This window comes from Pelagerythrobacter marensis, assembly GCF_001028625.1.
GTDB classification, from domain to species: domain Bacteria; phylum Pseudomonadota; class Alphaproteobacteria; order Sphingomonadales; family Sphingomonadaceae; genus Pelagerythrobacter; species Pelagerythrobacter marensis.
The window spans coordinates 2,526,649-2,551,280 of the sequence record NZ_CP011805.1 but is presented as its reverse complement, the minus strand read 5'-3'; the positions used below and the strand labels follow the sequence as shown (position 1 = coordinate 2,551,280).

Below are 24,632 nucleotides of genomic sequence, written 5' to 3'. Positions count from 1 at the left end.
CCAAAAATGGGCGTTTAGCCGATTGTGATCGATCCCTGTGCTTCGCCATACTTCCATTTATGGAAATGGAAGCCAAACGCTTGCTGGCTAGACGAGCACTTGAGCACCTCAAGGCGCTGGAGAGCGATTGCGTCAGGCTCATGCACGGACCCAACCTGACCGCGGGTCAGCTTTATCGCTATCAAGGAAAGGCAGGTCGTGCCGAACTGAAAATCCGAATCCAGACCGACGCACGCATCCTGGCAACGAAGCACTTCTTCAGCGACGGCATGTCGAAAGACATAGACATTACCGGAAGGGTCGGCGGCCTTGATAGGCGTGGGCCCGCCCGCACGCTCTGGGGTGCCGAACCGGGGATTGCTTCAGCCCAGCGCTTTGCACCACCGATTACGCGCCCCCGGACGTATCAAGCACCTAGCGGTAAGCGCACATTTCATTTTGCGCACGAGACAATCAGCGGTTCGACGAAGGAGGCCATCGCGTCGGTCGCTCAGCATGACCATTACTTGCAGGATGCGGACAAAGTGCCGGGGTTAGAGGCCCTGCTCGCCAAGGAAGCACAAGACCGTACCGACTATGTGGCGCGGGATGTGGTCCCTGCCGACGAGGTCGGGCCGATGATTTTTCCCAATCTGGGCGCAGTGCAAGATTTCGCACCGGCATGGAAAATCGTCGCCAAGACGGCGATCAGGGCAGCCGGTCCAGAGAAAAAGCCATGGCTCAAAGTTCGACCGGTCCGCGACGACCCGTTCTGGCAGTCGGTTCTGCAGCGCAACTTTTTGCCATCCAAGGTGCGCGAGCAAATTCTTGCGGGCGGCAGCGAGTGGATCGACGTCGAGAAGGACGAGATTGAAGCGACGTTGGCTGCGCTCCGGGGGTGCGGGTGGCATGAACGCAGCGCCGCCCAAACATCAAACGGACAGAAACCCCGAAGCCGCGCCGATCAAATCAGATACTATGCGGGGAGTTCGCTGAACTTCAGCGCCGCATCGTGGGCGAGATACCCAAGGAACTGGATGCCGCAGCCAAACGACGCGTCTTGGAAAAATTCACGAATGAATTCCGCAGGCGCGATCTACCCTTCGTTTGCGTGTTTCACGAAGCCGACGAGAACAACAATCCGCTGAACGGTCACTACCACCTTGATTATCACCCACGACCCATGCGGCGACTTTCTAGCGCATCGCCCCCGGCGGTACCACAGTCGCTTATGGATGCCTTCGAAAAAAGCAAAGCCGACTATGCTGCCAGAGGGAAGCCTTATCCCAAAAACGGGAAGCTAAAACGGCAAATCGAGCTGTGGGAGGAAGCTGCGGCCAATCCGCAACCAGAATGGGAGGGTATGTGGGAGCCGGATATCGTGCTCCACTACAAGACCGACTCCGGAAAGAAGAAAACCACTTGCCCCTTCGACCGCAACGTTCACCAGGATACGCGTAACGATGGGTGGATCTTCGATCTCAAGGAGAAGTACGCAAGTGTTGTGAACGAGGAGCTACGCGCTGTTGGTAGCGAGACGCGCTTTCACCCTGGCAAGCTATCCGAAATCGGCATCGACAAGGAATCTGACGTCCACCTTGGGCCCCGGCAGAACTGGCGCGAGAAACAGGGGTACCCCACTCTCGACGGGAACGATAACGAGCAGCGTCAGTGGGATCATCAAGTCGGCGAACTCTTACGTCAGCACCCTCTTGCGATGCATCCGACGGATGCCCCCACGCAGACCCTGCGCTTCGTGCGAGACGCTGCAGCCATGCTCAAGGCAAGATTGACATCGCGCGCTCGTCATATTCATTTTCATGCCGCGCGCAGGATTACCGCCGATAGCGAACGCCTGCCTCAACATCCGAAGAAGCTTTCCGGCAAAGAGTTCAAGCGCACCTACGACTTGATGGAGGATGCGCAGGAGCACCTACGGTGCGCCGAGATCCTGTTCGATGACTACGGTTCCTGGCTTCCTGAAATTGACGCGGCCCTGACGTTGTCCCCCCTCGCACGTGTTCAGCCACCTGTGGCCATTGCTTCCACCAACGAAACGGAAACAATCCAAGAGGCATCGACCCAGGGGAGGGACGATACCCACCCGCGCACAGCCGATCCGTCGCTTGCCGATACTGCCGCAACGAAAGAGGCGGCGAGAAATGATGCGAGAACACTGGATCCCAATGCTATTGAACGGCAGCGGGTGACGACCATGCTTGAGCGGCTCGCCCAACAAGCAGATTCGGAGCCCAGCGGGAATTCCGGAAAGAAAAGCCCGGTATCAGCCGACAACGAGGGTAAATTGGCCGAGGGGCCAAGCGATGATCCGAATACCCTATCGGCGCAAGCGCAACAGCAAAACTCGACCCGTACCCAAACTGCCGATGCTAAGATGATCAAAACGGGCCAGTCGGTGGCCTCTCCTGCTGATCTCGCGGGCCGCGTTTTTCAGCATGACCAGTATCCGGCGAAAACGCGAAAGGTTCCTGACCACCCTGAAGAGGTCGAGAGCGCTAGCTCAAGTAAGAAGCCCAGCATCATCCCGGGAGAGGCCGCCAACATCCGTATTGGAGCTGGCGCACCAAGAGTCACGAGCAAGGGTAGTCCGCCATCAGGGAATAGTCGTGACAATACACCCAGTGAAAAGCAGCTGGCGGCCGACGGTTTAAAGCGCGGCTTAAGCAAGAACACGCAGAGCCGTTCCGTCGCTCCCACTGACGACGAACTTGAGGGCGAAAGCGGCCCCGCAATGCCTAGAGTTTCTGGGGCCAAACAAAGGGAGGTCACTATTGGTCCGGTTGCACAAGCGAATCATTCCAAGCGGCGCTTGGTGCAGAACGATGCGCAATCGAACCCTGCTTCCTCATCTGCTAACGCCCCATCGAGAGGAGAAACAAGCTCCGGCAATAGTGAAGAGACGAGCCGCCGCGAAGAGAGTGGGCCTGCGACGGAAAGTTCGCGACACTTTGCGTTCTTGAGAGCGCTGATGGACGGACCGTTCTTAGTCGAGAAGCTCGGATCGGGCTACGATGTGCCAGCGCCCTTCCGGGAGAAATATGCGCTCACAGATCGCGACATTGCTGATCCTCGGCTTCAACGGGCACTCGGGATCATCGATTTCGATCAAAAGGTAGAACTGGCGTGGCTTGCTACTGCTGCGACCTCGAGATCGGCCGAACTGGAAGGTGTCCATGGCGAGTGGACGCTGGCGGGGTCGCGCGGAAGCGGCGTCGACCGCCTGTTGAAAAAATGGTCAGTCGAGCCAAATGTCGCCAAAGCCCTTCAATTCGCTGCACAGCCTCTCACGCCCACCAAAGGTGCGGCGCGCAATGATGCCGCAAGTCGGCGACGCGAATTTATGGCGATTGCGCTCAGCGGGGAAATCGCTCTCATGGCATCTAAAGCCAATAAGCCTCCAAGCAGGCACAACCTGCAGGCGGCAATCGCAAACGGCTTTGGCCAAGGCTTCTGATGCGACTTTGCGCAGTGGCCCTCGCGCAACCACATTAGGAAAAGTTCGGCATGCTCGGCCGTATGAGAACCGGGAAACGACGCTGTCCGGGAGGACAGCGGGGTGAAGGAAAAATGCCTACGGCTGTCCTCGTTCATCAACAACGAGGAACGACACATGAATACCCCAACCACTCCGGCCGCGCGCGGCAACGACGGCCAGACCCGCGTCCTGCACCGGATAACACCGCTGCAGAAATGGCGACCACCCACCAATGCGGGGCCGCCCTTCATGAAGATCGCGGTGATCGATCTCGAGACCGATGGCCTTGATCCCCAGTATCACGAAATCCTCGAAATCGCCGTCGCGATGATCGTCGTCGATCTGCAGGGGCATATCCTTGAGGTGGAACGCGTGAAATGCGGTCTACAGCAGCCCTCACGGCCGATTGAGCCACAGATTGAAAAGATCACTGGCATTACCGACACCATGGTCGCGGGCAAACGGCTCGTGCCGCAGAAGATCGCCGAGCATCTCAAGACAGCTGATGCATGCCTCGCCTTTCACTCCAAATTCGACCGTCAGCACCTCGAAATGCTCGTCCCGGAGGTCGGCGAGATGCCGTGGATTTGCGCCATGGCGGATGTCGATTGGCACGCTTTGGGCTTCGACGGTCGCGCGCAGGGGTATCTTCTGATGCAGGCTGGGATGTTCAATCCGACCGCGCATCGCGCGGCCGACGACGTCGCAAGCCTGATCCATTTGCTCGCACACGAATGCCGCGACAGACGTACGGTGATGGCACATGCGCTTGCCGGTGCGCGATCGCCAACCTGGCGCTTCGAGGCGAGCGATCTGCCGTATCGCCTGCGAAAAGACGTGCATCGCCGTGGATATCGATATGCGGACCGCGGCGTGAATCACAAGCTCGTGCGCGAAGCGGACTATGACTCCGAGGTCGCGTGGTACCGCGAACTGGTGGGCCGCAATCCTACCATCGTCCCCGTCGATTGGGTCGAACGGTATCGAGCAGATTGGACCTGGGAGCCGGTAGAGCGGAAGGTCGAAGTGGTGTCCTGGAGGCGCTGATTACGAGCCTCCCGGGTGAGGGAAAAGCTCCGGCCAGCATGGCCGTCACCGAAAACAAGGAACAGAATAATGAACAATACCCAAGTCGGTGGGCTCCGAGCCCACCGGGCGAACGCGCTCGCCCTCCGTCTTGAGCTCGGATTGCCGGAAACAAGCACCGGCACCTCGGCAATTACGTTCGGCTGCGTGAGCGCCGCGACCCTGCCTGTTATGGAGGCGTTAGCCTGCAAGGCCGCCGAAGATCGCCAAGATGCGGTGTTCGCGGTTTACAGCTCGCCGAGCGACACCTCCCCCGCCTGGTATTTCCTGGTCTTCCGAATGCTGGACGGCATCGGCCTAGTGCGGGTCGAGCCGGCCTGCGTCGGCGCCGAGAAGCCGTTGGTACTCGTGACCATGGATCGCAGCCGTCAGTTCGACATCGACGAACGGGGCGTGCTGCGGGAGGTCGCCGTCGAGAAGGCTGCGACGCGCCGGAAGGCGCGCATCCGTGCCGAGAGCCGCATCGCAGCTGCGGTCGAAGCGGTCGGTCCTCTGCTCGAATCCGGTGCGTGGGAAGAAACCACTTTCGCCTTCCATGCCGATGGCACCGCAGTCCCGGTCGACACCGCCGCAGCCTGACCGCGTCTACATTCACCAACCACGAGAGGGCGGCGCTTCCAGCGGGAGCGCCGCCCTCTTTCGTTCACCAGCAAGGGACCATTTCCATGACCACCAATTCCAGGCGGCACCCAGACACCCTATGCTCGCTTGTCATCATCCGCGATGCCAGCGAGCACGCCGCACGCTCGGCAATCCGTTCGACCGCGCTCTTCACCGTCACCCGGTGCCGAAAGGCCGGCGCCCGGTTCACCATCGATCACGCTGCGTTTGATCGGACGGCCACGCGCGCCTCGATCCTCGACGGAATTGCCGCGCGCATCCCTAGACACGCGACGGTGATCGCGAGGGCCTCGCGCACCGCGCAACATTATCTGCGGCACAGCTTTGCTGCAGGTGGCCCACTTCCTCCGGCTGACCTGCAACTGCTGCAGCGCGAGCGCGCGGATCTCGACATCCTTCCGCTCGAGTGCGCCAACAGAGTGCTGGAGGAAATCGCCGCGGCGTATCGGATCGAACGCGCCGGACCCGGCGCGAACATCCTATCCCGGTCGCGCAAGGCGCCAGACGAGGCCCAATGCCTCTGGGCCGCTTTCCTGTGGTCGCAGTTCTCTCCGGACGAGCGAAACTCGCTCTCGACCGCATGGGAAGCTTGGAGAGCAATCGAGCGGGCCCGCCCGCTCCCCTTCTGACGAAGCGTCATGATGCCAACAGCTAGAGAAAGGAAAAAGCACAATGGCAAAAACGTATATTGCACTCGACGCGGAATTCTTCTGGGACCGGGAATTGCACGAGCTGCATCGGGCCATGGACCCTGCATCGCAGCGCCGCGCGGTTGCGGTGAAACGCGTCATGGCAGCTGGAGTGTTCCAGTTCACCATCGACGATGAGGGCAGGGTTAGCACCGGCGAAATCGGCAGCTGGAGTGAACGGGACTGGGGGGACGAAGAAGGCGTGATACGCCAAGCCTTCGACTATCTACGCGCGAACGAAGACAAGCCGGTGCTAACCTATGGCGGACTTGCCATGGATGTTCCCATTCTCTTGCAAGCGAGCATGGCCCACGGACTACGACTACCGCCGCAGCTCATTGACCAACCCGGTCGGAAAGGCCCTCGGCCTCACATCGATCTGGGGCTGCAGCTGAAGGGCGGCGGCCGCACCTGGACTCACCTTTCCCAAATGCTGTTGCGTATGGGCGTGCCGTTTGACGTCGTCGCAGCGAAACCGAGCGTGCCCCGGCCGGCCAGCGACGCCGCTTGGCAGAGCTTGCGCGATCACGTCGAACTCGACTGCCCGCTGCTTGCCATTGCGAAGATCGGCTGGCTCGTCGCCCAGGGCACGAATGGACTGCGGCTCGAGCCCGCGATCATCGCGCTGGTCGAGGGCTTCCTGCGGCGGCGCCCGGACCATACGTTCGCAGGAGAATTGCGAACCTACGCCAATAGCCTGCACGACGGGATTGCCGCAGGGTTCGACGACGCGGCCTAAGCCACAATCCTATATACGTCGGACCGGTGAAATTCAGACACCACCGGTCCGGCACATAGAAGAACCAACCGCCGCCGATGCGGGAAGGCGACGGTAACCACTTCTTAAATCATCCCATGGCAAAGCAGGGTCGCGATGCAGCGTGCCGGGATAGTACCCCGAGCCGGAGACCTTGATTCGAGTCGCGCTAACCCTGTGAACCCGCACGCAACCCGTGCGCGTTCGAATGGCGCTCGAGGTCACGAAATGACATCTTCGACATTGCTGTCCACGCCCGTGGTCTCGCTCGCCCAGCGAGGAAACCATGGCAAAGGCTCCCGCCGGAAACGGCACCAAAATCAAAAAATCGACGAACGGCTGTCCGAATTCGGGTAGTGGCGCGCACACATCATCGAGTACCGCGGCAAGCTCGTATCTCACGAAAGCGCAAGTTCGCGCCGCGATCGCAGCAATTGACACGAGCGCTAGCTCGAAGCTGATGAGCGTGGCGCGGTTCCGTGCCTTCACTGCCGGTATCGACCCGGACGACATGCTGCAGGAAGCGATTCTGCGCGCGCTGACCTCTCGCAGTTGCCCCGTCGGGCTGAAGATCGAACACTTTTTGATGGCTGTCATGCGCTCGCTCGCGAGCGCGGTCATCGCCAAGCGCGAAAGGGATGAGCCGCTTCTCCGCGAGGCCTGCAATCAATCGGCGACTCCTTACGCGCCAGACGAGGCCTACGAAATCGCCGTGCGCGCCGAGGCCTGTCGAAAAGCCCTGGAGGATGTAGCCGGAAACTCGCCAAAGACCGAGGGAGTGATTGACGGTATTGGCCAAGGCCTGTGCGGGAAAGCCCTCGCAGATTTTGGGGGGATGGATCAGGCCGAATTGGCGACGACTCGCCGCCTAATCAAAAGGCGCGCTGCGAAGGTGTGGGACGAATTCAAGGATCTGGATTTGGCCGCATAGGAATTAAAGCGAATGGATGAGATGCTACCGTCTGAAGCGGGGCCGCCTGCTGACTGGCCGCTTGTGGGTAAGCGACCCCGAGGAACGGACACTCGTTCGTCTGTTCAGCTAGGTCGTCAAGACGTCCAGCCGGTCGTTCTGCGGTTGAGCTATGATCGTCAAAACGCCTGTCGATGAGCGGGCGGCTATGCATGACCTTACTCGGCGTGCCACAAGGACGGGCATGTTCGGCGATCACACAGATTGCAACTCTGATGGTGGCAACTACGGTTACGCGCTTCGTACACAGTTGCCGCGAGCGACTTTGACCCTAAACATATGGGAATGCATATCGAACAAGGAAATACAAAGGTGGACGAGACGCCGAGCGAAACCGAGACGGATGGGGTAGAGCCAATCCTTCTCGAAGGCGAGGAGATCGAAGGCTACGATTCTACGAGCGGCGATGGATGGGGGGACTACCCTCTCGACGCCGTCTTCGTGCGGACCGAGCAGCGCACGGTCGGAGAGGTGGTCTCGCGGATCGAGAAGGAGCGCTACGTCCTCGACCCGGATTTTCAGCGTGATTTCGTATGGTCGAACGCCAAGCAGTCGAAGCTCATCGAGAGCTGCGTGATGCGCATTCCGCTTCCAGTGTTCTATGTCGCGGAGGCACCCGATGGACGCATCATCGTTGTCGACGGACTCCAGCGACTTACGACGTTCGCCCGGTTTCTCGGAAATCAGCTGCGCCTCACCGGGCTCACATCGGGAGAGATTACCGGATCGCATGAGCTGGAGGGACGCTATTTCGACGACCTGCCAATCAACCTGCAGGAACGGGTCAGCGACACTCAGCTCACCATGTACATCCTCGACGCGAAGGCGCCGGAGCAGGCTCGGCTCGACATTTTTGAGCGGGTCAACAGCGGCGCGACGCTGACGCGGCAGCAGATGCGCAACGCACTCTACAACGGCCCGGCGACGCGCTGGCTCAAGTCCGCCGCCGAGGGTCAGGCTTTCCAGGACGCGACTGCCGGGTCGTTGGACAGCAAAGCGATGCGCGACCGCGAAGCCATCAACCGCTTCTGTGCCTTCGCGTTGATGGGTTGGGAGGAATATACCGCCGGGGATATGGACGTCTTCCTCGCCAAAGGCCTCAAGCGTCTCGCGGCCCTCGACGAGGAGGAGCGCAACGAGCTGAGACGCCGTTTCGACGCGGCGATGAACCTCAGCCGCGTGCTCTTCGGTCACCACGCGTTCCGCAAGTCGCTGGCATCTGATCTCGCCGAAGCGCCCCGCAGCGTTATCAACATCTCGCTTTTCGAAGTAAGCGCCGTGCTGCTAGCCGCAATAGTCGACCAAATTGTCGAAGCGGAGCACGAAGAACTCCGCGAGACGATCGAGAACCTGGTGACGAATGAGGACTTCTCCCGTGCAATCACCTACTCGACCAACAGCACGCAGGCCGTGAGGACGCGCTTCGCGATGATGAAGGAGGCGCTCAGGCGGTTCGAGCTTTGAATGGGATGCTAGACACGCTCACAGTCGAACACTTCAAGTGCTTCGAGGACCTGCGTCTTCCACTGAAACCTCTCACCCTCTTCACTGGCTTCAACGGGGCGGGCAAGTCGACTGCGCTCCAGCCGCTGCTCCTATTAGCGCAAGCGGCGCGGCTCGGCGCGTGGGGTTCGACGGGCAAGACGGGTAAGCTTCCGCTCAATGGCGAGGTTGTGCGTCTGGGCTCTGCCGGTGACGTCCTAAGGTCTAGTCGTGGCGACCGGGCGACGAGGTTTGCGCTCGCTTCGGGCGATGACGACCTGGAGGTAACCGTGTCGGCCAAGGCCGGTGACAGGGTGCTTAGCACCGTGACTACGGCATCGGAGGGCGGCGCCCGCGAGTTGTCTCGAAAGATCGACCGCCTCGTTCACATAAGCGCGGTCCGCGGAGGACCTGCTGATTCCTTCCCGATACCGGACCGGTCGTACTCCGGTCAGGCAGACGTCGGGGTAGACGGTCGCTACGCAAGTCACTGGTATCACGAGCTTGCCGACGAGGAGGTACGGGTGGAAGCCAAATGCCCCGACAGCATTGGCACGACCTTCCGCCGCCAGGTGGACGCGTGGCTGGACTTCTTGGCGCCTGGCGCCGCCGCCGATGTGCAGGCTGTGCCGACTGCGTCGTCGCTTGTGCTCAGGTTCAGGCTCTCAGAGGTCGGCGAGTGGAAGCGACCCGCCAACGTTGGCTACGGTCTCACCTACGTCTTCCCGATCGTTGTCGCCCTGCTCGCGGCGGAGCCCGGCGATGTCGTCGTGATTGATAGTCCGGAAGCCCATCTCCACCCTCAGGCCCAGTCGCGCGCGGGCCGTATGCTCGCCTGCTTCGCGACCGCTGGGGTTCAGCTCCTAGTCGAAACCCATAGCGACCACGTGCTGAACGGCATCCGGCTTGCAGTTGCCGAGGGCGTGCTCCCGCCAGCCGACGCGGGCCTGACTTTCTTCGCCGGAGCAAGTGAAGCCGGGCACGGAGTGACTACCCCGCAGGTAGACAGACACGGACGTGTCAGCTCTTGGCCGGAAGGCTTCTTCGACCAGAGCGACAACGACGTCGGCAAGCTGGCCGGGTGGTCGTGAATGCTATGGTTCGTGAACGAGTCCTCGCTGCAGGGGCAGTTCGTCGACGATGCCGACTTTCTTGCTGTCCTGCGTGGGCTGCTGGACCTGCGGCATAGTAGCGGAACTCTCAAGAACAACCTGCGCGTTACGCGGATGCTACCCCAGGCACAGGTCGCCCGAGATGCCGACGTGAGGGCGCTGATTACGCGATACGGCGACCGGGACCTTCAACGTGCGCTGCTCACTTGGATCGACAGGACCGGACCCTTCATCGACGACGACCGGGCACCCGAGCCTGACGACTTCTTCGAGTTCGAAGGCTTGGAGGTTACGTCCAGCGGTCTCGGCGAGGCGGCCCGCCGGACTAAGAAGCAAGAAGAATGCTCGACCTTCAGCTTCGAAGGTGGCGGGAAGGATTTCGCCCGCGATCCGCTGGCGGTCGACCACGGCTTGCCCGAGGAGCGATATGGGCGCTACGAAGTGCGCAATCTTTGGGAGCTCGAGGCGCTGGAGCGTGACGTTGCCCGCGCCGCCCCGCCGATCACCAGCTGGGAAGAACTAGTCGACACGGCGCGGGAGCGTTTTGCCAATCTCGACATCGGCGATCTCCATAGGGATGCAGTTCTAGCCCGCGAGCCGTTCGAGGCTTCGATCGCCAAGAGGGCCATGTCGCTTCTCGCGCTCCTCGACACTTACGCAGGAGACCGGAGCGAGGACGGTGCTGAGGGTATAGTCGCAAGAGAAGTCGTCGATCAGTATTTTAAAGGAGACCGGGCGCCGTTCTCCGGCGAGTCCGAGACGAACCGTAGGACGTTCGACAAGGAACTGACCTTCGATCGGGCGGACGGTGAGCAGATTCTGGCCCATTGGCACGGGAAGATCTCGCACCGCACGTTCCGACTCCATTTCGAGTGGCCTCTCGAAGCTGGACGTGAGAAGTTGGCGGTCGTCTACCTCGGGCCAAAAATCACGAAGACCTGACACCGAAGTCGTCTGGTCGCCAAGGTGATTAGGCGCTTACCCATGGCTTGGCATAAGCCCTGAGGAACGTTCGCTTTCAAGCGTGCCCGAACGCGTCGCGAATGACCAAAGTGGGGGCGCAAAGCGCACATCAAGCCGGCCATAGAACGGGTTGGAGGCTAACTGATCGATGGTTTGCCGTCATTGGCCATTTCCTCGCACGCAAAAGTCAATGTTTCAGCATCTTCAAAACGAAGAAGGCGAGCGAGCGCGTCCGAGGTCAACACGAGTCGATCGCCTATTCGACCTTCGACCCGTTTAGCTAGCTTACGAGATGCGTGCATGCCGCGCTCGAACCTAGATAGCGTGCCTGCATTTACTCCAGCTGCTTTTGCGGCAGCTTCTAGAGACACACCCCATTCCTTCCGTAGCAATCTCAATCCAATCCCAGGATGCTCGGTGCCAGTCGTAGGTCTGTTAAGATCATCGTTCTTCCAGCCCGGAGCCAAATCTGAAATTTGAACTCCTAGCGCCGTCGCCAAGCGACGAAGCGCGGGTTCGCTGGGGCGTTGCCTTCCCTGCTCATGTCTAGCCAGCGTCTTGGCTGAGATTCGTGCTGCGACCGCTAGTTCCTGCCGCGTCATCTGCTTCGATTGGCGAATTTCCTTCAAACGCTTGGCGACCCCGGCGTCGAGGTCGCTGCGTGAAAATCGAGGGGGTCCTTCGGCTGGCATGGGTCGAGTTTGCACAAACAGTTTCCACAAGATCCTACAAGTCCAATTAGTCGATTTGGCGACTGAATTTGCAGGAGCGAAGCGTGGAGCAGTCTTTGGGTGAGATCGCCCGGAAGTGGTCGAGGAACAGTGAGAAGGGAAAAGGGCTTCGGCTCGATCCCGTCGCGCTCGACCTGCTCAACGAGATTGGCGTCGGCGAACTCATCCAAGCCGAGGTTGCAAAAAAACAGAGGCTAGAATGCGTAAAACGGAGAAGCCCCTCTACGAACGGGGAGACTATAAGCTCGTCTACGATCGGAAGCGCGACGGCACCCTCCGATCCCCCTACCTCCAGATCGTCTGGTATGACGCAGCCGCAGGACGTCAACGAAGCAAGTCGACGGGCACGGCCGATATTGATGTAGCTGAACTACAACTCGACACGCTTTACCTAGCAAACGAAAAGGGGCGGGCCGTATGTTACGCATGTGGTCAACCCATCACGACCGACGGCAGCTATCTGCTTACCGAAGCCATCGAAGCATACTTGGCTGCCAAAAAGAGCAAACCAAGCATCAGTTCTATAAGGCCACGGCTCGCTCATGTCTTGGATTACCTCACGCAGAACGACGCGTTAGCAACGCTCTGTAACGAGGTGAACGAAGAATGGATCGAGGACTTTCGCGAATGGAATATCTTGATCCCTGTCGAGGAGGGCAATGGTTCAACACGGGAACGTGCGCCCGGCACAGTCGAAGCGAGCGTCAGGCAGCTGGCGGCGGCCATCAATTTCGCAAAAAAGAAGGAGCACATTCAAAAGGGCGCCCAATTCAAACCGAAGAAGCACACCGAGGTAAGTCATACTCCAACCTACCGGGCGTCGGTATCCGAACTCGCTGATATGTTCCGCTATTGCACCGAGCCGCCCAGGAAGGATGGAGAAAGCGACAAGAACTATGCGAAACGGGTCGCGGACCGTCGCAACCTTCTGCGCTTTCTACAGATCAGCGTAGCCACGTGGGCGCGCCCGGATGCAGCGCATGACGTATCGACCAGCAAAAAGCGCGGTCAGTGGCAGTCGAAGCGCCAGTTGCTCAACCTCAACCCTAAGGGTCGCACTCAAACCCGCAAGTATCGTCCGACAGTTCCGATTGCCCGTCAGGTGGCTTCGCTGTTGGACGAGACCCACGGTTTCTTCGTGACCGTCGCTTCGGTCCGGAAGGCGTTCGAAGCCATGCAGGATGCACTCGGACTTCCGGGCGATCGGGAGGCTGGGTTGAAACTGATCCGCCGGTCCATGGCACAGCTGGGCCGCGATCGCCTCGGGCGCACCGCATGGATCGAAGGCAAATATATGCTGGGGCACCACCGCCCGGACCCATCGGACCTCTACGGCATCGATTCGCCGGGGGACTATCCGCTCGCGCTCAAAGTCACCGAAGAGATCATCGACGAGATTATCTCGCTGGCTCCGTTGGCATTCACCGCCACAGAAAAGGAACGCGGATAGCGGGTTCTGGGGTGGGAAGCGGACATTCTGCTCAGCCCACCCGAAAGTCAGTTTATGGGCCGATAGCGGACCGTCCGCTCTTGGCTTTACCTTCGGCAATGTAGGCGTCCACGGGCCCATAAGCCGGTGCGAGACGTTACCACTACATGACCATGCACTACACGCGCACGGGGCGCGGAAAACCCCTTCTCCTTGTCCACGGACTCGGGGCAACCTGCGGCTCGTGGGACACGATCTCGCCTGCGCTTTCCCGGGCCAGGGAGGTAATCGCCGTGGACCTGCCCGGCCACGGACAGACACCCGAAGAGACCGATAGCGGCACGTTCGACGGACTTGCGCGCAGTCTGGACAGCTGGCTCCGCACCGAAAATCTCATCGGGGTCGATATGGCGGGTAGCTCGTTGGGCGCTCGCCTGGTGCTTGAGATGGCGCGTCGCGGCCAATCGGGTGCGGTCGTCGCACTGGACCCGGGCGGATTCTGGCATGGGTGGGAGAGGACGTTCTTCAAAGCCACCATAACGCCATCGATTGCCCTGGTTCGCGCGCTGCGACCTGCGCTTTCTGCCATCACCGGAAATGTCGCAGGGCGAACAGCGCTGATGGCCCAGCTCTCAGCGAGGCCTTGGGCGCTCGACCCCGCATTCGTCGCGCGCGAGCTGAAATCATTGGCTGATACGCGCACCGTCAATTCGCTCGTGAAGGACCTCGTCAACGGCGCAATGCAAAAGGGCCCCGCAAACACGGCTGCGCCGGTCGTCATCGGCTGGGGACGCAAGGATCGGCTGTGCCTACCGCAGCAGGCGGGTCGCGCGATGGAAGCCTTCCCCGAAGCGACGCTGCACTGGTTCGAGCGTAGCGGACACTTCCCGATGTGGGATCAGCCAGAGGAAACCGTTCGCGTGATTCTGGATGCAACGAGCATCTCGCAATCGAAATAATACTGCAACTGAGCGGTTAGCAAAGGGGCTAATCCCACTGTAAGGTCTTCTATTGGGCCGATTGCTGAATGGCAGCTTTCTGTTCGAGATGAGCGAATAGCCGCCATTCAAGCCGTGTCATAACGGCTCGGTTTTGACACCACTATGCTGCCCGGGACGCGCGCCGATGGGCGCCAGTTACGTTAAGTCGCATCTGCATCAGCTGCCTGCTCACCCCATATTCATTAGCGGCGCTACTCAAAGCTATATTGCGCTTCGCTACTGCTACTGCTGCTTCGTCCGAAACCAGCAATGCAGGACCGAGCCAGTTGGCTTCGTCTTCAAGGGAGGCGTCGAAATGCCGTTTGCCGTTCTCCCCACACAGGGGGTGCGGCGGGTGCAGCAACAGCAGATGGCTCAGCTCATGCATGATATTGGCAGCGCACCGCGCTGGCGAATGCCCATCGTTGTAGATGACGACGCGCTGCGTTCCGATACAGACGGTGATCGCTGAAAACTCAGTTTGCCCCATCGATCCGATAAGATAGTCGACAGCTTCGGGGTGTTGAGCCGTAAAAGCTGACAGCTTTACGACTTCAACCTCCAGATGCTTGGCTGTCACAAATGGGCAAAGTGGCGCATCGTTGGCGAGGCCGAGTTCCGCACGAATCTCGCGAGAAGTAGCGTTCGCTTCTGTCTTGAAACCTCGCCGAAGTGCCATTTTATTTTTTCCGAAACTGTTCGTAGGTTGCGTGGAGAATTGCTTCCAATGCTTTTGCTCCGTCGTCGCTGAGGTTCGGGTCGGCCCTCAAATAGGCTGTCACCTTAGCGAGAGGTTCAGTGATTTGGGCAGGGGTGTCGGTTCTATAGAACGCATCGGTATCTAGGCCGGCCCAATGTGTCAGAGCACCAAGGCTATCGACATCCGGCCGCTTTCCTTGTGACAAACGGGTCAATGTCGATGCGCTCACCTGCGCTTCATCGGCAACCTTACGCCATGTCATGTTCCGCGCCCGTCTGGTGCTATCCAGAGCCGCCACGAACTTTTCCCCATCGAAATGAACGGCCGTCACCGTTCGACTCTTGCAATTTTGTTCGACATACGGAATTATCCTACATACGTTGCAGACTCGCAACGGTGCGTCACTAACAGAACGAAAAGGTTTGTCCAATGGCAGGTAAGAATCAACATGTTGTCCCGCATTCCGGTGGTTGGGCCGTTCGCGGCGCCGGCAATAGCCGAGTGTCATCGATCCACTCGACCCAAGCCGAAGCGGCGCAGGCGGCACGCAGCACAGCGCAACGTCAGCAAAGTGAACTGCTGATCCATGGTCGTAACGGCCAAATCCGCGAGCGTGACAGCTACGGGAATGATCCCTTCCCGCCCAAGGGTTAATCAAAGCAGGGCGCGTTCGGTGACGGCGCGGCCGGCCTATCAGTAAGGTGAAGATAATGCGCAGTTCAATAAAACGTTTTCGTCCGCCTCGCCCCCCAAAACCCATGGATCGCATGCAAAACATGCGGACGATCCGTCCTTTAGGAAAAACAAAGTGGGTCAGGGCACATTGGCGCTGGGACTATGATCGTCACGCGTGGGAATGGGTCACCGGCCATTGGTCCAAATAGACGGGTGTAACTCCTGCACCTTAGACATTTCTTCGACCATGTCGGTTCAGGCCAACGTATTCCGAACAAAGTAAGTCAGAAAGAAAGGTGTGATTATGCCTCGCTTCAAGGTCGCTCACATTCGTCGGCAAGGTCAAGATATGATTATCTTTCCGCTTGATCCGGCAATACACAATAAGCCGGATAGCGAAAAAGAGGATATTCTCAGTGAGCTTCAAATGCGTGCTCGTGCCGCTGGGCTCGCTGGCCGCGCCGTAATTATGTGGCAGCATGGCCGCCATTCCCATTTCATGGGTCCGCGACCTTGGCAGGCTTTTCTGCGCGGGCTATCGATTCACTATGTTCATGCTAGCCTGAACCGAGAGATAAGTTGGTAGTCGAGGAAGGCTATTAGCGACGACCGCTTTCAGGAACTGCGCGTGACTGAACTAATGGCGGAGAGGAGGGCGCAAAGCTGACACTGCGGGAATGTCTGCTTTCGGGTCGAGAGCGAACCAAGTGTGGTGACTCGGCACGCATCCTACTTGAGCGACGCGATAATTTGCGACTGTTCCCCCCATTTCGCCGGAAACACACCGGAAGGCAAAATCGGTCTAACGGGCAAAAACGGCGGAAATGCTGGCGCACCCGACAGGATTCGAACCTGTGGCCTCTGCCTTCGGAGGGCAGCGCTCTATCCAGCTGAGCTACGGGTGCTGGCGCGAGCGGGGCGCTTAGCAAAGGGGGGAGCCGCGTGCCAGTTGAATTTGGCCGCAGCCCGCAACTGATCGGCGATTAGCGATTTGGCAAGCGAATCGGGGATATGCCCGAATCATGAATGCGCCAATGTCCATCAACCCGGCGGCAGCAGAGGCCCCGACTGGCGAAGCGTCGCTGAGCGCGCAATGGTCCGCCCTGCGCGAGGCAGGGGCGGCAATCGGGCTGATCGCCGGGGTTGCGACAGAACGCCCCGCCCCGGCGGAGCGCAACTTCGCCGCGGCGATTCGCGACATGGGCGGATGGCATCTCGACCTTGCTCGCGATGGGCTTTGCGATCTGGCGGCGATGCTTCGCCCCGGACTCGCGGCGCTTCTCGCAGTGAAGGCGCGCGGATGCGACGCCAGCGAACCGGCGAAGGCGTTGTGGGAAGAATACCGCATGCGTCGCGATGCCCTGCTGGCCCTCGCGCCGGAGGCAGGCGCCCTCGGCCCGCGTCGCAGCGCCTGACACCCTCGATAACCGTCGCCGCACTTGACTGAGTTCCCTATCTGTTCCAACAGATGGGGGATGATCGATGTCCTGCCGACCGCGTCTGCCCTCGACAATGCCAGCGCCGCCGATGTCGCGCGCGGGATTACCCGGTTGTTCGCGCGCAACGATATCTGGTGCCTCGGCGAAATGCCCTTGCGCAATGGCAGGCGCGCCGATCTGATGGGTATCGATGCGAAGGGGCGCATCGTTATCGTCGAGATCAAGGTGAGCCGCGCGGACTTGCTGGGCGATGGCAAGTGGCCCGATTATCTGGATTTCTGCGATCGGTTTTACTGGGGGCTTCCGCTCGCGCTCGATCGGGCACCGCTCGACCTTGCCGATTTTCGGCCCGAATGCTGCGGGGTTATCGTCGCCGACGGATACGATGCCGAAATCGTCCGCCCGGCCCCGTCGCAATCGCTCGCTCCCGCCCGGCGAAAGGTGGAGGTGGAGCGGCTCGCACGGGCGGCGCTGCGCCGCGGGGCAATCGCGCTCGATCCGCAATGTGCCCCGCTGGCGACGGCGTGAGCCATTCCGTCGGCGTAAGGCCGTTCAGCCGCCGGGTGCGCTGTGGAGACGATAGTCTTCCACCGGCACCCCGCCGATCAGGTGTTGCTGGATAATCCGTTCGAGGACATCCTCGGTGCAGGAATGATACCAGACCTGGTCAGGCCATACGACCGCGATCGGCCCTGTCTCGCACACCTGCAGGCAATCGGCTTTCGTCCGCTGAACCGTCGTCCCGGCGAGGCGCAAGTCCTTCAGCCTTTTCTTGAGGTATTTCCAGGCACGCTCCCCCTCTTCCCGGCGGCAGCATTTCTGCTTTTCCGATACTGCGCACAGGAAAATATGGCGGGCGACCGTTTCGCCGCCGATCGCACCCAGTGCCCTTTGCGCCCTGGCCAGATCCCTGGGGCTCGTCATTCCTCGCCCAGCCACCGGTCGAGCCAGTCGAAAACCGTTTCGTGCCATTGCAGCGAATTCTTCGCCCCCAGCACCCAGTGATTTTCTTCCGGGAAGACCAGCAGTTGAGCCGGTACGCCGCGCTCCTGAAGTGCGGTGAACGCGCCCAGTGCCTGAGTATAGGGAACGCGGAAATCCTTCTGGCCGGTCACGACCAGCATCGGGGTCTTCCACTTGTCCACGTGATGCACGGGGTTCCATTTTTCATAGGCCTGCGGATTCGCGGAATAGGACCCGCCGAAATCCCAGCGCGGAAACCACAGTTCCTCGGTCGCGTAGTAGAAACTGCGCATGTCGAACAGGCCGTCGTGCTGAACCAGACAGTCGAACCGGTCGGGCCATTGCCCGGCGATCCAGTTCATCATGTAACCGCCATAGCTGGCGCCCATGGCACAGGCGCGCGTGCCGTCGATCTGAGGATCGAGCGCCAGGGCCGCCGCCAGCCCCGTCTGCAGATCTTCGAGCGGCTTGCCGCCCCAGTCGCGATTGATCGCGTCGGTGAAGGCCTGGCCGTAACCCGTGGACCCGTGAAAATCGACGGACACCACTGCATAGCCCTGACTCGCGACCACGCGAGGATTCCACCGGGTCGACCAGCCATCGTTGAACGAACCCTGCGGACCGCCGTGGACATAGAGGATTGCGGGCATCGGTCCATCGTGCCCATCGAGCTTGGTGATCTGGCCCCAGACTGTGGCCCCGTCGGCCCCGGCAAAGCTGAAGCGGCGGGTGACGATAGGCACGAGCCGGCCCAGGTGACGCCCGGCGATTTCGGTCAGCGGCATGGCCTGCTGCCAATCTTGCGACAGGAACAATTCTGGCGGCGCGCCGATCGAATCGCGGGTGAACAGCAGGCGGTCGCCGGATAGCGGCACGAGATTGCCGATGTGCGCTTCATTGCCCGCCATCAGGTCCAACTCTTCCACCTGACCCGTCGCCGGATCGATCCGAAAGGCCGGAGTGTCGAGCACGTCCTGCGCGGTTGCGACAAGCCAGCGCGAATCGGGCGTCCAGGCGAGCGAGCCGAACGAGCGGTCGAAATCCTGCGTCAGCGTTCGCGTTTCGCCGCTGGCCAGATCGCGCAAGTGGATCACCAGCCGATCGGCTTCGTAACCAGGGCGCGCCATGGCGGCCCAGGCAAGCCACTTGCCATCGGGCGACGGGGCAGGAAGCGTATCGGTCGCCGCGTTGGCTGCGGTGAGGTTGACCGGCGACATGCCCGACAGGCCGTTCCACCAGATATCGATATTGGTCGAGGTCGGCTCGCTCGCGTCGGAGCGGCGCGCGGCGAAATAGACGCCCGACCCGTCCGGTGCCCACGCGACATCCTCTCCCCCACCGAAGGGGCGGGTCGGCGTGTCACCCACCAGACTGTCTGCCCCCGCCGGGCCGTCGAGCGGGATGCCTTCGCCCGTGACCTTGCCGTCGATCAGATCGAACGCGAACACGCGCGCGAAAACGCCCGGTGTTTCCCAGGTATCCCAGTGCCGGACGAAGCCGTCATCGGCATCGTACAGTCTGCCATCGCCCGGTCCCGGAAGATGCCGCGCGCCGCCGTTCTCAGTGTCGCAGCCGAATGTCGGGCAATCGCGGGCGATGTCGCCGAACAGCGCAATGCGCTGGCCATCGGGCGAAAGCGCGAAGCCGGTCACTGCGGCGCTGACTTGCGTAACCTGTTCCGGCGCAGAAGCCGCGCCGGCCGGCCCGACCGCAATGCGCCAGACCCGGCTGCGCTCCGCCCCATCGGCGCCGGCGCGATCGGAAAGGAAGTAGAGCCAGCCGTCCGCTCCGAATGCGGGGCTGCCCGCTGCCCCGCCAAGGTCAAGCGCCACGGCCTGCGCATCGGTGCCCGACAGATCGCGCAAGTAGAACTGCGTCGTGCGGGCATAACTGTCGGAATCGGTCGTGGTGACGGGATAGACCGCATATCGGCCATCGTGCGAAGCGACCGGCGCCCCCAGGCGCGGCATCGTCACCAGATCCTGCGCCGTCATCGGCGCGGTTTCGCGGGAAAGGGCGGGCGCTGCGATTGTCAGCGCGCAGAGAACGGCTGCGAAGCCTGCGATCCTTATCATGAACGCTGGCCTAGCGTCCGGCACCGCAACCTGCAACGCTGTCGGCCAGCCTGCCTGTGCCAGCGGACGCGGCCCTGGCCCCGAAGGCAATTCCGCCTTAGCCGCGCTTGCCCGCTATGCGCGAAATCTCGGCCTTGACCAGCCGCTCGACCATCGCGGGCAGATTCCGGTCAAGCCATTCGGCAAGCATCGGCCGCAGCATGTCGCGGACCAGACCTTCCAGCGAAGTTTCGCCGGAACGCACGATCTGCGGCTGCGCACCCGGTTCAGCCAGCATGGCGAGCGCGGCGAGATTCTCACGCAGCGAATCGCGTACCGCATCGGTGGTCAGCGGCGAATCCTCGCCCGCCTCTTCTTCGGCGGTGTCTTCGTCCCGCGCTTCCTCAACGAAAGCGGCAGAGCCAAGGTCGAGCACCCCTTCGTGCTCATTATCCGATTGGACGTCCGATGCGGGAACGCCCTCTTCCTCGCGCCGGCGGCGCGTTTCGGCGGCGCTCGCGCGGTTATCGCGCGCAATGACCTTCTTGATCGATTCGAGAATCTCCTCGACCGATGCTTCGTTCTGCTGGTGCAAGTTCCCGGCCCCCCGTCTGGCCCTCGATTGATGCAGGATCGGCACAGGCCGACCCGAATGCGTTCATTGCTCTGGAATGTCAGCGTCCTGCGCCGGGATGTCAACGGTTCTTGTCGATTGCGCGACTGGCTCCGGGTCCCGGTCCCAATCGAACCACTTGCCTTCGACCCGCTCGAAATTGAGCTGCGGATCGTAGAGCAGACCGTCTCCGTCGAGGCCGAGATCGCGCGCTTCGGCGCGGCCCATCGCGGCAAGCAGGCTGAACCCGGCGACGTAAGCGTTACGCCGCGCAGTCACGAGTTCGACTTGCGCGTTGAGCAATTCCTGCTCTGCGTTGAGCACGTCGAGAATCGTGCGGTTGCCGATCGAGTTTTCGGCGCGCACACCCTCCAGGCTCAATTCGGCGGCGGCGACCGCCGATTGCGAGCTTTCGATAATCGCAAGCGAGGCCTGCCAGCTGGAATAGGCAGCGCGCACTTGCGCAATCACGTCACGCTCGGTCGCGATGACGCCTTCGAGCGCGGCCGAAGCACGCGCCTGGGCCTGTCGTTGCAGCGCAGCCGGACGCCCGCCCTGGAAAATCGGAATGCTGAGGGAAACGCCCGCCGTGACACTGGCCGATGTCTGCGATACGTCGGCATCGGGCAGAGTCGGATCATCGGTCACCGCGCCGCCAAGCGTACCCAGGTAGTTTTCATACCCGTAGCCGGTGAACAGCGAGACCCGCGGCAGCCGTCCGGCACCGGCGACATCGATATCGTAACCGGCCGCCTGCGCCCGCTCGCGCGCAGCGATCAAATCGGGATTGTTCTCAAGCGCGGCGTCGACCGCAGCCTCCGGACTGGCGGGCAGGCCCGGCAGGGGCGGAGGCGGTTGCAGATCGGTCGGCGCCTCGCCAACCAGCGCGATATAGTTTTCCCGCGCGGTGACCAGATTTGCCTGTGCGGAACGAAAATCGCTCTGCGCAACGGCAAGCCGCGATTCGGACTGGGCAACGTCGGTGCGAGTCAGGTCCCCGATCTCGAAACGGTCGCTGGTGGCCTGGAGATTGGTCGAAAGAACATCGACCTGGTTGGCGGCCAATCCGACGATCGCCTCGTTGCGGATCACGTCCATATAGGCCGCGACAACCTGGCTGAAAACGGCCGATTCGGTAGCTCGCAGGTCGGCCTGCCCGGCTTGTACACGCTCTTTGGCGGCGCGAACCGCGTTCTTGACCGCGCCCCCGGAATAGATCGGGACGCCCAGATCGATATTGGCGGTGACGGCGCGTTCGGGCGCTGTGAAACTGGTGGAGCTCTGGTTGAGAAACTCGGAATATCGGCCAGTGGCATCGACGCTGGGCCGCCCCGCCGATTTTTCGATTGGCACGCCTTCGTCAACCGCGCGCTGATCGGCGCGCGCAGCCTGAAGGTTCGGATTGGTGCGATAGGCTTCGACCAATGCCTCGCGCAGGGTATCGGCGCTGGCGGGCACCGCAAACAGTGCTGCACCGACCACCAGTGCCGGCATGGCCGGCAATGCGCGCCTCCCCTTCATCTCAGAAGCTCCATCGCTTCGGCGCGTCGAAGATCGGCAAGCGCGGAATGCCCATTTCGGCCAGACGCAGCCAACCGATCCCGTTGCCTGCGGCGCGGCCCGCGGCAAGGCGCGTCACGCCGTTTTCGATCAGACCCGTGACGATCCGGCCGCCTTCGGCCAGGCGGCGGGTGAGGGTGGCGGGAAACACCTCGACCGCACCATCGACCAGAATCAGCGAATAGGTTCCGCGCAGCGTCCCCTGCGCCCCTTCCGGCGTGACCGTCTTGACCAATGCGACTAGCGGTTCGAGCAGCGCGGGCAGATAGCCGCTGCCACCATCGACCACGAGCACGCCGTCATCCGCCACAGGCCGCGCTTCGTTCAGCATGGCGCCGTAAAACAGCGGTGCCGCGATATGTCCGCCATCGTCGAACGCGATCGCGCGGTCCATATAGGCCACCCGGCGCGCGGAATCCGGCACGTGGTCTTCGCGCGGAACCGCAATCATCCGTTCGAGCACGAACGCATCGTTGACGCCGCTCGTGCGAAGCTGGCTGTCGATCATGGCGCGCCGTGCGGCGGCGAAATCGGTTTCGGGGGGGCGGGTTTCAGCAAGTGTCATTAGGAGCCTCGGCGCGCTGTATTACATGCTTAACACAGTTGGTCAATCGGGCATGGCTTTAGGCGTATCGCCCCGCCCGGCCAAGCGCTTTGACGCTAGGCATTCCCCGCGCCTATGGGATTCGCCAATCGATGGGAAGGAACTTGGCTTCGATGAGCGACTTTGAAGGACGACCTGTAGTAGCGATCCGTGAAGCGGACCTGATCGAGAGCGTGGCCGACGCGCTGCAGTATATCTCTTACTATCACCCGATGGACTATATCCGCGCGCTCGGCGCTGCCTACGAGGCGGAGCAGGGGCCTGCGGCGAAGGACGCGATCGCGCAGATCCTGACCAACAGCAGGATGTGCGCCGAAGGGCACCGGCCGATCTGTCAGGACACCGGAATCGTGAACGTCTTCGTCAAATGGGGGCAGGACTGCCGGCTCGATTCGTCCCGCAGCCTGCAGGACGTGGTCGATGAGGGGGTGCGCCGGGCCTACAATCACCCCGACAACAAGCTGCGCGCCTCGATCCTGGCCGATCCCGCGTTCACGCGCCGCAACACGCGCGACAATACGCCGTGCGTCCTGTCGGTGGAAATGGTTCCGGGCGACAAGGTGGAGATCGACGTGGCTGCGAAAGGCGGCGGCAGCGAGAACAAGTCCAAGTTCAAGATGATGAACCCGAGCGACAATATCGTCGACTGGGTGCTGGAACAGATCCCTTCGATGGGCGCAGGATGGTGCCCGCCCGGAATGCTCGGCATTGGCATCGGCGGCACTGCCGAACATTGCGTCAAGCTCGCCAAGCAGAGCCTGATGGACCCGATCGACATGGCGCAGCTGAAGGCGCGCGGCCCGCAAAGCGATATCGAGAAGCTGCGGATCGACATCTACGACGCGGTCAATGCCCAGGGCGTGGGCGCACAGGGGCTGGGCGGCCTGTCGACCGTGCTCGACGTCAAGATTTTCGACGCGCCCTGCCACGCGGCGGGCAAGCCGGTGGCGATGATCCCCAATTGCGCGGCGACGCGCCATGCGCATTTCACGCTCGACGGATCGGGCCCGACTTATCTCGAACCGCCGAAGCTGGATGAATGGCCCGATGTTCACTGGCAGCCCGACGCCTCCGCCCGGCGGGTCGATCTCGACAACCTGACCAAAGAGGAAGTGGAAAGCTGGCAGCATGGCGATCGTCTGCTGCTCTCGGGCAAGATGCTGACCGGCCGCGATGCGGCGCACAAGCGGATCCAGGACATGCTGTCGCGGGGTGAGGACCTGCCGGTCGATTTCCGCGGCCGTGCGATCTATTACGTCGGCCCGGTCGATCCCGTGATGGGCGAAGTCGTCGGCCCGGCAGGCCCGACCACCGCCACCAGGATGGACAAGTTCACCGAAACGATGCTGGATCTTGGCCTGCTGGCCATGATCGGCAAGGCGGAACGCGGCGCCGACGCGGTCGAGGTGATCAGCCGCTTCAAGGTCGCCTATCTGATGGCGACCGGGGGCGCGGCCTATCTCGTCGCGCGCGCGATCAAGCAGGCTGAAGTCGTTGCATTCGAAGATCTGGGCATGGAAGCGATCTACGAATTCACGGTGGAGGACATGCCCGTGACGGTGGCCGTCGATGCGCAGGGCAACAACGTGCACACGCTCGCCCCGGCGCAATGGAAAGAGCGGATCGCGCGCGAAAAGCTGCTCGAGGGTGCGTGAAGGCGTTCGACGAAGCGCCAAGGCGCTCCGACCGCTGCGCTGGCGAGAGACCTTCAATCAGGGCTAGAGCGGGA

General features: G+C 61.4%; 24 protein-coding genes and 1 tRNA gene. 16 read left to right on the top strand and 9 right to left on the bottom strand.

The annotated features are described in order from the left end of the window. The first annotated feature begins 59 nt into the window (after window positions 1-59). The 10 genes from AM2010_RS12085 to AM2010_RS12040 all read left to right on the top strand — a co-directional run bounded on the left by AM2010_RS12085 (window position 60) and on the right by AM2010_RS12040 (window position 11,134). On the top strand, window positions 60-1,127 hold the full coding sequence (locus AM2010_RS12085; protein WP_047807281.1) for a hypothetical protein: 1,068 nt from the start codon (window positions 60-62) through the stop codon (window positions 1,125-1,127). Then, window positions 1,040-3,454, top strand: coding sequence for a hypothetical protein (locus AM2010_RS12080; protein ID WP_150115287.1), 2,415 nt, complete (start codon window positions 1,040-1,042; stop codon window positions 3,452-3,454). Before AM2010_RS12085 ends, AM2010_RS12080 begins: the two co-directional genes overlap by 88 nt. A gap of 156 nt (window positions 3,455-3,610) precedes the next feature. Continuing rightward, the gene (locus AM2010_RS12075; protein WP_082132912.1) at window positions 3,611-4,522 is read left to right on the top strand and encodes an exonuclease domain-containing protein; all 912 of its coding nucleotides are present in this window, start codon (window positions 3,611-3,613) and stop codon (window positions 4,520-4,522) included. Between the two features lie 69 nt (window positions 4,523-4,591). After that, window positions 4,592-5,140: a hypothetical protein gene (locus tag AM2010_RS12070; RefSeq protein WP_150115286.1), complete on the top strand. Its 549-nt coding sequence runs from the start codon at window positions 4,592-4,594 to the stop codon at window positions 5,138-5,140. Between the two features lie 86 nt (window positions 5,141-5,226). Then, window positions 5,227-5,811 (top strand): hypothetical protein, encoded by a 585-nt coding sequence (locus AM2010_RS12065; RefSeq protein WP_047807278.1) that lies wholly within the window; start codon window positions 5,227-5,229, stop codon window positions 5,809-5,811. A gap of 43 nt (window positions 5,812-5,854) precedes the next feature. Continuing rightward, window positions 5,855-6,610: a 3'-5' exonuclease family protein gene (locus AM2010_RS12060; protein ID WP_047807277.1), complete on the top strand. Its 756-nt coding sequence runs from the start codon at window positions 5,855-5,857 to the stop codon at window positions 6,608-6,610. Window positions 6,611-6,914: 304 nt separating this feature from the next. After that, on the top strand, window positions 6,915-7,559 hold the full coding sequence (locus AM2010_RS12055) for a sigma-70 RNA polymerase sigma factor region 4 domain-containing protein (protein ID WP_150115285.1): 645 nt from the start codon (window positions 6,915-6,917) through the stop codon (window positions 7,557-7,559). A 351-nt stretch (window positions 7,560-7,910) separates the two neighbouring features. Then, window positions 7,911-9,062, top strand: a complete 1,152-nt coding sequence (locus AM2010_RS12050; RefSeq protein WP_236699461.1) for a DUF262 domain-containing protein — start codon at window positions 7,911-7,913, stop codon at window positions 9,060-9,062. 5 nt (window positions 9,063-9,067) lie between these two features. Continuing rightward, on the top strand, window positions 9,068-10,171 hold the full coding sequence (locus AM2010_RS12045) for an AAA family ATPase (RefSeq protein WP_047807275.1): 1,104 nt from the start codon (window positions 9,068-9,070) through the stop codon (window positions 10,169-10,171). Window positions 10,172-10,183: 12 nt separating this feature from the next. Beyond that, entirely contained in the window at window positions 10,184-11,134 is a 951-nt protein-coding gene (locus AM2010_RS12040; RefSeq protein WP_201784054.1) for a hypothetical protein, read from the top strand. 158 nt (window positions 11,135-11,292) lie between these two features. Here AM2010_RS12040 and AM2010_RS14060 read toward each other — a convergent pair whose 3' ends face one another. Then, on the bottom strand, window positions 11,293-11,877 hold the full coding sequence (locus AM2010_RS14060) for a helix-turn-helix domain-containing protein (protein WP_150115284.1): 585 nt from the start codon (window positions 11,875-11,877) through the stop codon (window positions 11,293-11,295). Between the two features lie 208 nt (window positions 11,878-12,085). On the opposite strand from AM2010_RS14060, the gene AM2010_RS12035 reads away from it, so the two are divergent. Continuing rightward, window positions 12,086-13,336 carry a hypothetical protein gene (locus AM2010_RS12035; protein WP_236699460.1) on the top strand — a complete coding sequence of 417 codons (1,251 nt, stop codon included), beginning with the start codon at window positions 12,086-12,088 and terminating at the stop codon, window positions 13,334-13,336. 146 nt (window positions 13,337-13,482) lie between these two features. After that, entirely contained in the window at window positions 13,483-14,274 is a 792-nt protein-coding gene (locus tag AM2010_RS12030; protein WP_047807273.1) for an alpha/beta fold hydrolase, read from the top strand. Window positions 14,275-14,416: 142 nt separating this feature from the next. Here the strand turns inward: AM2010_RS12030 and AM2010_RS14055 are convergent, their stop codons facing one another. After that, the gene (locus AM2010_RS14055; RefSeq protein ID WP_082132909.1) at window positions 14,417-14,974 is read right to left on the bottom strand and encodes an ImmA/IrrE family metallo-endopeptidase; all 558 of its coding nucleotides are present in this window, start codon (window positions 14,972-14,974) and stop codon (window positions 14,417-14,419) included. Window position 14,975: 1 nt separating this feature from the next. Beyond that, entirely contained in the window at window positions 14,976-15,326 is a 351-nt protein-coding gene (locus AM2010_RS12020; RefSeq protein WP_047807271.1) for a helix-turn-helix domain-containing protein, read from the bottom strand. Between the two features lie 98 nt (window positions 15,327-15,424). On the opposite strand from AM2010_RS12020, the gene AM2010_RS14050 reads away from it, so the two are divergent. Continuing rightward, window positions 15,425-15,649, top strand: a complete 225-nt coding sequence (locus AM2010_RS14050; RefSeq protein WP_082132908.1) for a DUF2188 domain-containing protein — start codon at window positions 15,425-15,427, stop codon at window positions 15,647-15,649. Window positions 15,650-16,498: 849 nt separating this feature from the next. Here the strand turns inward: AM2010_RS14050 and AM2010_RS12015 are convergent. Next, window positions 16,499-16,575 (bottom strand) — tRNA-Arg (locus AM2010_RS12015). Between the two features lie 129 nt (window positions 16,576-16,704). On the opposite strand from AM2010_RS12015, the gene AM2010_RS12010 reads away from it, so the two are divergent. Further along, window positions 16,705-17,085, top strand: a complete 381-nt coding sequence (locus AM2010_RS12010) for a hypothetical protein (RefSeq protein WP_236699459.1) — start codon at window positions 16,705-16,707, stop codon at window positions 17,083-17,085. Window positions 17,086-17,145: 60 nt separating this feature from the next. After that, on the top strand, window positions 17,146-17,637 hold the full coding sequence (locus AM2010_RS12005; RefSeq protein ID WP_047807269.1) for an MmcB family DNA repair protein: 492 nt from the start codon (window positions 17,146-17,148) through the stop codon (window positions 17,635-17,637). A gap of 24 nt (window positions 17,638-17,661) precedes the next feature. On the opposite strand, the gene AM2010_RS12000 is transcribed toward AM2010_RS12005, so the two are convergent. From AM2010_RS12000 to AM2010_RS11980, 5 genes are all read right to left on the bottom strand, one after another. Continuing rightward, window positions 17,662-18,033 carry a (2Fe-2S) ferredoxin domain-containing protein gene (locus tag AM2010_RS12000; RefSeq protein ID WP_047807268.1) on the bottom strand — a complete coding sequence of 124 codons (372 nt, stop codon included), beginning with the start codon at window positions 18,031-18,033 and terminating at the stop codon, window positions 17,662-17,664. After that, a complete protein-coding gene (locus tag AM2010_RS11995) occupies window positions 18,030-20,147 on the bottom strand; it encodes a S9 family peptidase (RefSeq protein WP_047807267.1) in 2,118 nt (705 codons plus the stop codon). The genes AM2010_RS12000 and AM2010_RS11995 overlap by 4 nt, the downstream gene beginning before the upstream one ends. A 97-nt stretch (window positions 20,148-20,244) precedes the next feature. Beyond that, on the bottom strand, window positions 20,245-20,721 hold the full coding sequence (locus AM2010_RS11990) for a DUF2497 domain-containing protein (RefSeq protein ID WP_047807266.1): 477 nt from the start codon (window positions 20,719-20,721) through the stop codon (window positions 20,245-20,247). 63 nt (window positions 20,722-20,784) lie between these two features. Further along, on the bottom strand, window positions 20,785-22,260 hold the full coding sequence (locus tag AM2010_RS11985; RefSeq protein WP_047807265.1) for a TolC family outer membrane protein: 1,476 nt from the start codon (window positions 22,258-22,260) through the stop codon (window positions 20,785-20,787). A 1-nt stretch (window position 22,261) separates the two neighbouring features. Further along, window positions 22,262-22,864 (bottom strand): protein-L-isoaspartate O-methyltransferase family protein, encoded by a 603-nt coding sequence (locus AM2010_RS11980; RefSeq protein ID WP_047807264.1) that lies wholly within the window; start codon window positions 22,862-22,864, stop codon window positions 22,262-22,264. Between the two features lie 152 nt (window positions 22,865-23,016). Here AM2010_RS11980 and AM2010_RS11975 point away from each other — a divergent pair, with 152 nt between their 5' ends. Then, window positions 23,017-24,558 (top strand): fumarate hydratase, encoded by a 1,542-nt coding sequence (locus AM2010_RS11975; RefSeq protein ID WP_047807263.1) that lies wholly within the window; start codon window positions 23,017-23,019, stop codon window positions 24,556-24,558. Window positions 24,559-24,632: the final 74 nt, after the last annotated feature.